Genomic DNA, 10,813 nt, shown 5'->3' with positions numbered 1-10,813 from the left:
GCTCATTGAATTCTGATTTTGATACCTTTCGGTATCGAATTGACTGTGCTGAATAAACTATGTTTATTCTGTTGGTCACTCAGTTCAATTGAGACTCTAAATTTGTTTGCGTCATCTAGCGAACTAGAATCTGCTGTTAGAACTCAATCTGTACGAGTGCCCACACAGATGATTGCTTCATATTTTTAAAGAACGTTTCGAAACATTTCGTTGTTTCGAGGGATGTGCATTCTAAGCATTCCCAATTTTTTGTCAACACTTAATTTTGAATTTCTTTATCAGAAGTTTCGAACTTAAGTTTTACTTGACGCTAACTCGCTGCTGCTTTGCTTTTCAGCGTAGCGCCCCGTGTCAGTGGGGTCGCATTATAGGGCGATCCGATTTTAGTGCAACCCTTTTTTCGATCTTTTTGATCGTTCGAACAAGAATCAACCAAAAACCGCTTTTTAGCATAAAAACCATACAAAAAAGGACAAATCTTACTATCAGAACTATATTAATTATTGCGAAGTTTAATTAACTCGTTAAGATAGCTAACTCACTTGTTAAATTAATGTTTAACCTTCTTTCAATTGGTATATTTATATGAAGTCTTTTGATCATAAAGCAATTTTGATCACTTTGGTTATTGCAGTAGCGAGCTTTTTCATTGTTGATCTTGCATTAAGCTCTACTCAGTTCGACGCTGCTCTTATGCTTGCCGTAGGTATTATCATCGGTGGTGTAATAAGCCAGTTTTTAAAAAGTGATACACAACAAGAAAAACAATCAAACTTATCAACCACTACATTATATGTAGGTAATCTACCGTATCGAGCCAACGAACATGTTGTCCGCGAGCTTTTCGAAGAGCAAGGGCAAGTATTTTCAGTTCGTCTACTTAAGGATAAAAATACAGGCAAACGTCGCGGCTTTGGTTTTGTTGAGATGTCTAAGCAAGATGCGGAAAAGGCTATTACTCAACTCAATGAGCGTGAATTTCAACAGCGTACATTAAAAGTAAGAGAAGCAAAGCAAAAGCCTGAAGGTGAGATGGATCACTCACCTGCTTAATTAATCTTTATTTAAATTAATAATAGAGATTGCTTCTTTATTACCTATTACTGGTGCCGTTGCATAGAAACGCACTTCCGATGCACTCGGCACCTTTTCCCCTACTACTATTTGACTTTCCAACAATGACAATGCGCGATTAGCTATTGCCTTGCCTGAATCAACCAGCTTAACATGCTTATGTAAGCAATTCTTGATATCGTGAGCTATCAAAGGAAAATGTGTACATCCTAACACTAACCTATCAACAGTGACTGGAATGTTAAGCCGGACTATTTCCGCGCAAAGTGCCTCTTTATCCAACTCGTTATGCCAATAAAAGCGCTCAGCGATCCTAACAAGCTCCGTGGAATGCAAAGTTTCAACTTTACAACCTGAGGTAAAATCCATGATGAGCTTATGTGTATAAGCATTATTTGACGTTGCCGGTGTTGCCAATAGTGCGATGTGCTTGGTCTTTGAACTAGACGCCGCAGGCTTAACAGCAGGAACAACACCTATAATTGGAATATGGGTATGTTTTCTGGCTTCTTCTAATGCGTATGTTGAAGCGGTATTACAAGCAATAACGATAAGATCAACATTGCCCAAACATTGCTGTTGCCAACAAATCAGTCCCTTGATACGTGATTTGATTAGCTCTTGAGGCTGAAGGCCATATGGGAGAAAAGCGTTGTCCATAACATAGCTGAATGAACCCCCCTGCAAACATGCCTTTAAGTGCGACAGCACACTGGTGCCACCTATCCCCGAATCGAAAACCAAAATATGCGACAAACTTCATTCCTCAAATCAATGGAGCATGAAGTTTGCCACGAGTCCTCGCGAAAATAAACTCGCTTAGCTTGTTTGTTTTTGCTCTACATGCTCTTTATTTAATTCATTCAGTTTACTAAAAAAGCTACTTGCATAATCCAAAAACTCATTTAGTCTCGACTGGCCTTCATTCATCCAAGCAAACAAGTTTGGCAACTCATTATCAGCATTGAGTCCCTTAGCTTGCTCCTGCACATCTGCTAACTGCTTATTCAGTGGCATAAATGCCTTCTCTAACTCTTTCATTGGATTGCCTTGCTGATATTGAGCAATCGCAGCAGACGTTTTACTTTGTCTTAGATCCATCGTGAAATTAGTGATCTGATCTGAATTTAAACTAAGCGACTTTGCTAAATCGAACGCTTCATCGTATTCACCACCGAAAAAAGAGTCACTGACATTACGGATATCTTCCATCATATCGTTAATTGCTTGCTGCTCCTCTTCGTTCAACTCACCATTTACCTTAATTGAGAAACTGACTTCGTGAGAGGACTTAGTGCCATATGCCATGCCATAATCATTACCTTTTTGAGCAACACTCGCAGCGGCTCCCTGAGAATATGCATCGGAGAATGAAATAACGACTTCATCTCCTTCAGCTGTTGTAAATGCATATTCAGCCTGATTAGAGAGGCTCGCAAACTGCGCGGCACTGATCGCTAATGCTTTTGGCGACTTTTCTTCAAACAGCTCTTTTTCAAAATCATCTAAACCTTTAAAAATCCCTTCTCGTGATTTTTCAATACCATCTTCGATGTCGGAATTAAAAGCCCCCATGCCTTTTAACTCTTCGCTGGCTTCATCTATCCCCTGAAGCACGCCCTTACGTGCCCCATCGAGCATGGATTTCAACTCGTCATCATTTTTGCCGTCGACTTTGGCTTTCTTCACTGCACCCTGAACAAAATCGAGTACATTTTTGACAATAGATTCAAAATCAAATAATGGCTTGTCTTTTTTGTCTTGTGTCGGCTTCTCAATCCCCAACGCTTCTGCAAGCTTATCATCAAGAATTTTTGCAGCTAATTTGGATTTATCACCCGCATAGCTGTCTGAATTAATTTGGATATTTGGTCCTATCCCTTTGCTCTTTCCAGGCTTATGCTGCATCGCTGGATTGAGCAACTGATTTAATTGCCCGATTTTCATGGTATGCCCTCCAATATATTAGTTAGATTATCGGCATATTTGCGCAAAGCTAAAGTATAATGATTAAAAAAACAGCAAACCAGATGCATCAGTGATGCTAGACTGGACAAATTAGCAACGCTCCCTAAAATAGCGCCTCTTAATTCAACATAGATGGTTTTAGCATGGCAGTAATAAAAATTGATGATTCAGCATACGAGCAACAGTTAGCGGATAAAGCTGAGCGTATCACAACACAATTTGCACCGTTTAATGCACCTGCACTTGAAGTGTATGAGTCTGCATCTCGCCATTACCGCCAGCGCTGTGAATTTAGAGTATGGCATGATGGTGAAGATCTGTTTCACATCATGTTTGACCAGCAAACAAAAGAAAAGATCCGTGTTGATAGCTTTGATCCTGGTGCGCCGCTTGTCAATGAAATGATGCAAGTGATGATACACCAGCTAAAAGACAACGAAATATTGCGTCGTAAGCTGTTTCAAATCGACTATCTCACGACGCTGAGTGGGGAAGTACTGATCAGCTTGCTTTATCACAAGCAGTTAGATGAAGCGTGGCAGACTGCCATGCAGACATTAAGAACCGAGTTGCAGCAAACCTACAAAGTTGATTTTATCGGTCGTGCTAGAAAACAAAAGGTTGTGTTTGGCAATGACTATGTAACTGAAAAACTAAGCGTTAACGGTAAAGAATATATTTATCAGCAGGTTGAGAACAGCTTTACGCAACCGAATGCGGAAGTGAATCAGAAAATGCTAGCTTGGGCACAGTCTATTAGTGAACCGCTAAGCAACGATCTACTTGAGCTTTATTGTGGTAACGGTAACTTTTCAATTGCATTGGCAGGCTCATTCAATAAAGTGCTGGCTACTGAGATTTCTAAATCATCAGTAAAGTCTGCACAATTTAATATTGCAGCAAATAAAGTCGATAACTTAGATATTATTCGCATGTCGAGTGAAGAGTTTACACAAGCCATGAAAGGGCAAAAGTTTTCTCGATTAGATGGTATCGATTTACAGTCCTATGATTGCCAAACGATTCTCGTCGATCCGCCTCGTGCAGGTATGGATGAATTGACCTGTCGATTAGTTAGCAACTACGACAACATTATTTATATCTCATGTAATCCAGACACGTTAGAACGTGATTTAGCCTTATTATGTGAAACACATAAAATCGCACGTATGGCGATTTTCGATCAGTTCCCTTATACCCATCATATTGAATCTGGCGTTTACTTAGTGAGAAAGTGATCTCTAACGATTAACGACTGGCTGCCATCGCTGTGATAAGTGCTGGCAGTTGAGTTTCGCTAAAGACTTGAATACCGGATTGCCGTAATAAAGACGCAGTCAGCCCCTGCCCTACTATTTTTTTACCTGTATGACTACCATCGTAAATCAGATTGCTGCCGCAAGACGGACTGGACTCTTTTAACAACGCAAACTTTATATCGTGCTGTAGGCAAGCCGCTAGCGCTTTTTTAGCACCGAGTTCAAACGCGGAGGTAAAATCATCGCCATGTTTACTCAAAACTTTACCATCTGCTATTTCAGCCGATGGGCGAGGTGTTGGTAAACCACCAGATACTTCGGGACATAGCGGTAAGACCCAATTTTTTTGCCGCCAATACTGCAAGGTATTGTCTTGAAGGCTTTGTGAAGAAGCGTCATACCTCACTGGATAACCTAATAAGCAGCTAGAAACTAAAATTTTAAACATAAAAAAGCCCCGCAATAATTGCAGGGCTAGTCTAATACAAATTAGATTTTATTTCTTTGCTAAATAATTCACCAAAGCTGCAATTTGCTCTGGCTTAGTCGTACCAGATTCACGAAGTAATAGCTTGTATTTACCGTTTACCACGAACATTGGTACCCCTGTTAGCGCGCCTTTATCAGAAAGAGTCTTCTGCATACGTTGCATTTTTGAAGCTTTAGTACGAACAGAGAAACTGGCATAAAGTTTATCAAACTTCTCTTCTTCAACACCTTGAGCAATAAAGATATCTTTTACATCAGCAAGTTCATTGATTTTTGCACGCTTGCCATGGATATGATTAAACATGGCTGCAACTATCTTGTCTTTTTGTGGCAGCACTTCAGCAGTTGCAAGTGCTTGTGCCAACACCTGTTGGATCTCAGGCTCTCTTGGACCGACAAAATCTATATGGCTTTTTTTAAACTTAACACCCTCATCCAGCTTTGGTTTAACGTCAACGATTAAATTTTCCATTGCGTTACAGGCTGGACAATAAAAAGAAAAATATTCCATTACCTCAGGCTTTTTCGTGCCGCGCTCGGCAATAACTTCATAATGCACACCTTCTTCAAATGGTGCAGCCTGAGCAAGAAGAGGAAGCATTAGTGCAACCGCTAAGCCTTTTAATACTTTCAACATACTAACTTTCTCCAGTCCTTATTTTTTTAATAGATATGCGATCAATTCATCAAGCTGTTCTTGGCTCTTGATACCTTTCATTTCGATTCTGTATTTGTCGTTTACGATAAAAGTTGGAACGCCTGTAAGCGCCCCCGCTTCAGAAAACTTTTCTTGTGCTTTAAGCATGTTATTTTCAGCACTCACGACTGGCATACTCGTTACAGCCTGATCAAACTTTTCAGCAGCAATCCCATTTAGCTCCATTAGCGTTTTTAAATCTTTAATGTCTAACAGTTTGTTTCCTTCAACATGAATAGCATTAAAAATCTTTTCAGCAATCACATCCTCTTTGCCTTCTTGCTCAGCAATAATATAGGCATAGCTAAGATTGCTCTGCGTTTCTGTAGGAATACCACGTAGGAAGTTTACATGGCTTTTTTCAAAGTACGCTCCCTCAGGTAAGTTCTTTTTAATCGCTTTAGCAATTGGCTCAAAGCGGAAACAATGAGGACAGTAAAAAGAGAAAAATTCAGTAACTTTCTCTGATTTACTCTGTTCGGTTGTTAAGGTTGTGTAGTGCTCACCCTCGGTAAAGTCTGAAGCCATCGCAGCAATGGGCAAAAGTAATGCGATAAGTGCGACTTTTAATTTTTTTAGCATGTTACTCTCTCTAATTTTAAGGAAATAGGCTCAAACTTGGTTCATCTAATGCGGCAAATTGCTCTTTTAACGCTAGGATCTGTTGTTCCCAGTATTTGTCTGTCGCAAACCAAGAAAAGTTCCGTTCGAATGCAGGATCCTGCCAGCGTTGGGCCACCCAAGCCATATAGTTAACCATTCTCATGGCGCGTAGCGGCTCAATTAACGCAAGCTCTTTTGCATCAAACGGCATAAACTCTTCGTAACCCACAAGCAGGGTATCTAATTGTACTAATTGCTCGTTGCGGTCACCATTTAACATCATCCACAAGTCTTGTACCGCTGGACCTTGCTGACAATCGTCAAGATCCACCAACATCAATTGGTCTCTAGACCACAATAAATTTCCAGCATGACAATCACCATGAAGCCGAAGCGTTTTGGCAACTTGATACTTTGAGGTTGCTTTGTTAATAACTTGCTCAAGAATAGTAACAAATGGAGTATGTAGATGACTAGGCACTAACTGGCTTTTTAGCAGTGTTTGTTGTGCATCAACCAAAAACCGCTGAGTGTTGAGCTGTGGTCTATGTTCGAATGCTCGCTCAGCCGACAGACAATGCAAGCGCCCTAGGTAGCGACCTAAAATTTCTAAGTGATCTAGATTATCGAGCTCGAACTGGCGTCCACCAACACTTGGAAACAACGTGTAGCGATAACCTTCATAAAAATGCAGACTACGCTCGGCAATAAGTAAGGGCGCCACAACTGGCACTTCGGCTTCTTTTGCTGCCAGCGCGAATTCATGCTCTTCAAGAATTTGTTCATCCGTCCAACGCGCTGGGCGGTAAAACTTCACCACATAGCGCTTGCCATCCTCAGCGCCAAATTGATAAACACGGTTTTCATAGCTGTTTAAGGCCAATAATCCCGTTGTCGGATATATCTCAAGTGTCTCAATCGCATCTAAAATAAGATCCGGTGTCAGTGCATTAAAACTAAAATCATTCATAATATTTATAAAAAAGCGAGGTTTTATACCTCGCTTTTACCTTATTATCTTCCTTTGAAGAAATTGGTCGGCTGCGCCAGCCGCTCTTCAGGATCATCTTGGTTAATAAGCACAAACTCAAATTCAGTCACTGGCTTTTTCAAATCATATGGATCAATCACAACAGAGAGTGGCACATCTAATGTCGTGCCTGCAGCTAAGTGCACCTCTTGTTTACCGATCACCTGATAATTACTTAGACCCGTTATTGCAATAGAAAATTTCTGCTCAACTTGCGCTTTGTTTATCACTTTCAGGGTATAGGTATTTTCTACTAACCCTTCAATATTGACACGATAAAGCTGATTTCTATCACGAATAATATCAAGATCCATCGGTTTACGCATCGCAATGTTCGCAACTAATGCCCCCGTGATGACGACTAGAATCATTAAATAACCGATTAATTTACCACGTACTGGTTTAGTCTTTTCGCTAGATGATTCTAAATTGCGCTCTGTAGTGTAAGCAATCAATCCGCGCGGGTAGTTCATCTTATCCATAACACCATCGCAGGCATCGATACACGCACCACAATTGATGCATTCATATTGCAAGCCATTACGAATGTCGATACCGGTAGGACAAACCTGAACGCACAGGTTGCAATCAATACAATCACCTAGACCTAGCGCTTTTGGATCTTGTTTGCGTCCTCGAGGACCTCGACTTTCACCTCGTTCGCTATCATAGGCGACGGTAAACGTGTCCTTATCAAACATGGCTGATTGGAAGCGAGAGTAAGGACAGATGTGTAAACACATGATTTCTCTCATCCAACCGGCATTACCATAAGTGCAAATGGTAAAAACGATGATGCTAATGACGGAATAAAAGCCTGCAGAAAAAGTAAGTAAATCAGGGAGCAAAGAGCGGATTGGGGTAAAGTAACCAACAAAAGTGATTGCGGTATACAGTGAAAAGAGTATCCAGCTGCCGTGTTTTGCAGTTTTCCGCCAAAACTTATCAAAATCCATCGGTCTCTGATCTAGTTTTTTCCGCTGGTTTGCCGTTCCTTCAAACTTTTCTTCAAACCAAATAAAGATAAACGTCCAAACAGTTTGCGGGCAGGTGTAGCCGCACCATACCCGACCATAGAAGGTAGTCACCAAGAACAGAGCAAATGCCGCTATCATTAGAATAAAAGCAAAAATAGTGAGATCTTGTGGCCATAGAGTCATGCCAAAAATATTAAACTTCTGCTCAAAAATATCGAACAACACCGCCTGATGACCGTGAAAGTTTAACCAAGGCAAAGCCATAAATGCCAACATACCAATAAAGCCGATACGCCTTCTTAGCAGTTGGTGTAGGCCTGATACCGCCCGGACATAGATGCGATTGCGAGGATTAAAACGATCGGGCGTAGAGCTATTGAGCGATTTCCCTTCAGTGCCAGCTGTTGGCTTTTGAATTTTTACTTCAGACGGTATATTTTTAACCTTGATTCTTTCGTTCTCCATGGAAGCTCCTTAGTGCTTTGGAACGAGATGCACTTGCTACAGTGACCTTGAAAAATACAGGCTAAACTATTGCAATGTGCCCCATGACATAGTTTAGCGCTTACTATTATACGCTTTGAAACTCTATGATTAATAGTAAGTTGAGCTAAAACCCACCATAAATGATGAGAGACTTGTTGCGACCTGACAGACAAGTTTATTACACTAGGAACAAGATTTTTGTTAGCTAGATCAAATCAGCGTCAGATTATGAAAAAATTCTTAGTATTAGCCATTATAGTCGTTGCTCTGTTTACTGTGGATCATCCATTGATTAAAGAGCCAAGAGATAGATTGCTAGGTCAAGGCGTTGAAGTACTCAGCGAGTCCAGCAAAGTACAACGCAGCACGGCCGCAAGAATCGCCAGAGCCAATGTCGTAAAGACGATTACTATGACAGATGATGAAAAGCGCTATATTGACGAAGCCTTGGCAACAGATGAAAAAGTGAGACTTTTCCATCTCAAGTATTGTAAAGAAAATGACTATAACTTGTATTTTTACGGCCCTGAACTGGTAAAAATCTGTGAAATTGCAGAGCAAGCTATTCAAGAAGCGAAGGGGTTATAATGGATTTTAGTCAATTAAATAAAAAGTCGGCAAAATCCTTTAATGATCAAAAAGCGCTTATCAAAAAGCTTAGCCAAGGACGTGTTGTCAATTGCCCAGACTGTCAGCAACCCATTGTGCTCAGTCTAAGTCAATCGACATCAAATAGAGCTGTGGCTCAATGCCAACAGGGTTGCACATTTATCGAGTTAGATCTCGCATAAAGATTATTCAAATAGTCCGCTATTCACCGCGGCAACTTCGACTAACTCAGCATAAGATGCGGCAAACTCATCAGCTAATTGCGCCTGAGTCAGTTGAAACTCGGTCAGTGACTGTCCTACTTTGTCACAATAAATAGTTAGTTGTTGCTCGCCAAGTGCAAAAAGCCCAAGTTGTTCTGTGCTCACTTGCAAAGCTTGTTTGATATCGTCGGCGAGCGGACTGGACATCAATTGCTCATAAAAGGGCGTCGCCGCCATTAAAAATCCTTCGGCCCAATTAATTTTTTGCTCAAGTGGTGTTTCACCACTCCAAGGCAATTGAAATTCAGTTTCGTATACCTGCTCTGAAATCTCGTGATGTAAAGCCATCAATGCAAATGCAATACTCTCATCTAGTTCGGGATCTGCATTGGTTAAAGTCTTAAGCCACTTATCTACCTCGATACCGTTTGGGTCTATACAGGTAGCAAATAAATATCCTTGTAAAAAAGCAATATCAATAGAAAGTTTGCGCGCAGAAAAGTAGTTCTCTAGATTCAACTGATCCGCTGCGGTAAAAGAGAAGTCGTGCATAATGTTGCCTTGAACTTAGGCGCCATATCAGCGCCTATAAAAATGCTTTTATATTAATAACTAACCTGAGATTAGATTAACTAAAGTCTGATATGACAGAAGTATATTATAAATTTACTGGGTAGCGACCTTCGCCATCCGGTCTACCCAAAAACTTAACCGCATCGTGTACTTCTTTTGGTAGACTTGCATCTGGCTTAATATTACCAGAAACGCGAAATTGGAAATTGGCAGCCAGTGTTGCATCGGCCTGTAAACCCAGGCGGTTTTCAGGGTCAACAACCACAGCTATGTCTCCTGACTTACAATCGAGCTGACCACTGAGATCACCAATACTAAACCAACCATTCATGCCTTTCACGTCAATATTTGGACTACTGATCTCACCATTTAGTCCATCACAGTAAGGTGCACCACTTTGGTACTTCTTCACATTGACGATAACACGTCCTTTGGCATCAACCGGTAATGGCAAGGTTACTTGCTCCATAGCTTGTTCAACACTGAAACGAAGTAAGGCATTATTTACCGTCACTGATTTACTTACTAAATTCGATGAGAAGGTGGCTTTGCCCGAGATCTCATTTTTATCTCTCGGATTACCAAACTGTAGGTTACCTGCAAGATTACCCATTAATAGCGATGACGGTTCAAGCTCCCACTTAACCTGATTCAATTGAACGTTATTGAATCTCACACCGCTCACTTGACCATGCCAAACAGAGCCATTTACTGCACCTAGCTGCAAATTAGCTGGCAATTGACCTTTAAAAACTTGCAGCAATACTGCTGCTGGCATAGTAAACGCACTAAAAATAATAAATGCGAGTAAAAAAATAATGAGTAGAGATAGTGTTTTTTTCATA

At 40.8% G+C, this 10,813-nt stretch carries 13 protein-coding genes; 4 read left to right on the top strand and 9 right to left on the bottom strand.

Features of this window, described 5'->3' with window-relative positions:
• Positions 1-585: 585 nt before the first annotated feature.
• Positions 586-1,053, top strand: coding sequence for an RNA-binding protein (locus DRB05_RS01920; protein ID WP_128725435.1), 468 nt, complete (start codon positions 586-588; stop codon positions 1,051-1,053).
• On the opposite strand, the gene murI is transcribed toward DRB05_RS01920, so the two are convergent.
• The gene (gene murI / locus DRB05_RS01915) at positions 1,054-1,830 is read right to left on the bottom strand and encodes a glutamate racemase (protein ID WP_128725434.1); all 777 of its coding nucleotides are present in this window, start codon (positions 1,828-1,830) and stop codon (positions 1,054-1,056) included.
• Positions 1,831-1,893: 63 nt separating this feature from the next.
• Positions 1,894-3,021, bottom strand: a complete 1,128-nt coding sequence (locus DRB05_RS01910; RefSeq protein WP_128725433.1) for a DUF5610 domain-containing protein — start codon at positions 3,019-3,021, stop codon at positions 1,894-1,896.
• 164 nt (positions 3,022-3,185) lie between these two features.
• Here DRB05_RS01910 and trmA point away from each other — a divergent pair, with 164 nt between their 5' ends.
• A complete protein-coding gene (gene trmA, locus DRB05_RS01905; protein WP_128725432.1) occupies positions 3,186-4,280 on the top strand; it encodes a tRNA (uridine(54)-C5)-methyltransferase TrmA in 1,095 nt (364 codons plus the stop codon).
• 10 nt (positions 4,281-4,290) lie between these two features.
• Here the strand turns inward: trmA and DRB05_RS01900 are convergent, their stop codons facing one another.
• The 5 genes from DRB05_RS01900 to ccoG are packed head-to-tail and all read right to left on the bottom strand — an operon-like array spanning position 4,291 to position 8,562.
• The gene (locus DRB05_RS01900; RefSeq protein WP_128725431.1) at positions 4,291-4,749 is read right to left on the bottom strand and encodes a DUF523 domain-containing protein; all 459 of its coding nucleotides are present in this window, start codon (positions 4,747-4,749) and stop codon (positions 4,291-4,293) included.
• 48 nt (positions 4,750-4,797) lie between these two features.
• Positions 4,798-5,427 carry a thiol:disulfide interchange protein DsbA/DsbL gene (locus DRB05_RS01895; RefSeq protein WP_010604382.1) on the bottom strand — a complete coding sequence of 210 codons (630 nt, stop codon included), beginning with the start codon at positions 5,425-5,427 and terminating at the stop codon, positions 4,798-4,800.
• 18 nt (positions 5,428-5,445) lie between these two features.
• Positions 5,446-6,069 (bottom strand): thiol:disulfide interchange protein DsbA/DsbL, encoded by a 624-nt coding sequence (locus DRB05_RS01890; protein ID WP_128725430.1) that lies wholly within the window; start codon positions 6,067-6,069, stop codon positions 5,446-5,448.
• A gap of 16 nt (positions 6,070-6,085) precedes the next feature.
• Complete coding sequence (locus DRB05_RS01885; protein ID WP_128725429.1) at positions 6,086-7,060, bottom strand: serine/threonine protein kinase; 975 nt, start codon at positions 7,058-7,060, stop codon at positions 6,086-6,088.
• Positions 7,061-7,104: 44 nt separating this feature from the next.
• Positions 7,105-8,562, bottom strand: coding sequence for a cytochrome c oxidase accessory protein CcoG (ccoG, locus tag DRB05_RS01880; RefSeq protein ID WP_128725428.1), 1,458 nt, complete (start codon positions 8,560-8,562; stop codon positions 7,105-7,107).
• Positions 8,563-8,811: 249 nt separating this feature from the next.
• Between ccoG and DRB05_RS01875 the strand changes: the two genes are divergently transcribed.
• Both DRB05_RS01875 and DRB05_RS01870 read left to right on the top strand, forming a co-directional pair.
• Complete coding sequence (locus DRB05_RS01875; RefSeq protein ID WP_235956582.1) at positions 8,812-9,171, top strand: hypothetical protein; 360 nt, start codon at positions 8,812-8,814, stop codon at positions 9,169-9,171.
• A complete protein-coding gene (locus tag DRB05_RS01870; RefSeq protein WP_128725426.1) occupies positions 9,171-9,374 on the top strand; it encodes a hypothetical protein in 204 nt (67 codons plus the stop codon). The genes DRB05_RS01875 and DRB05_RS01870 overlap by 1 nt, the downstream gene beginning before the upstream one ends.
• 3 nt (positions 9,375-9,377) lie before the next feature.
• Here DRB05_RS01870 and DRB05_RS01865 read toward each other — a convergent pair whose 3' ends face one another.
• A complete protein-coding gene (locus DRB05_RS01865; protein WP_128725425.1) occupies positions 9,378-9,947 on the bottom strand; it encodes a UPF0149 family protein in 570 nt (189 codons plus the stop codon).
• A 106-nt stretch (positions 9,948-10,053) separates the two neighbouring features.
• Entirely contained in the window at positions 10,054-10,812 is a 759-nt protein-coding gene (locus DRB05_RS01860; RefSeq protein ID WP_128725424.1) for a type II secretion system protein N, read from the bottom strand.
• Position 10,813 lies beyond the last annotated feature (1 nt).

The sequence above is a fragment of the Pseudoalteromonas sp. A757 genome (assembly GCF_004103285.1).
GTDB lineage: Bacteria > Pseudomonadota > Gammaproteobacteria > Enterobacterales > Alteromonadaceae > Pseudoalteromonas > Pseudoalteromonas galatheae.
The sequence above is the reverse complement of the archived record's forward strand: the minus strand, read 5'-3'. Positions and strand labels throughout refer to the sequence as shown.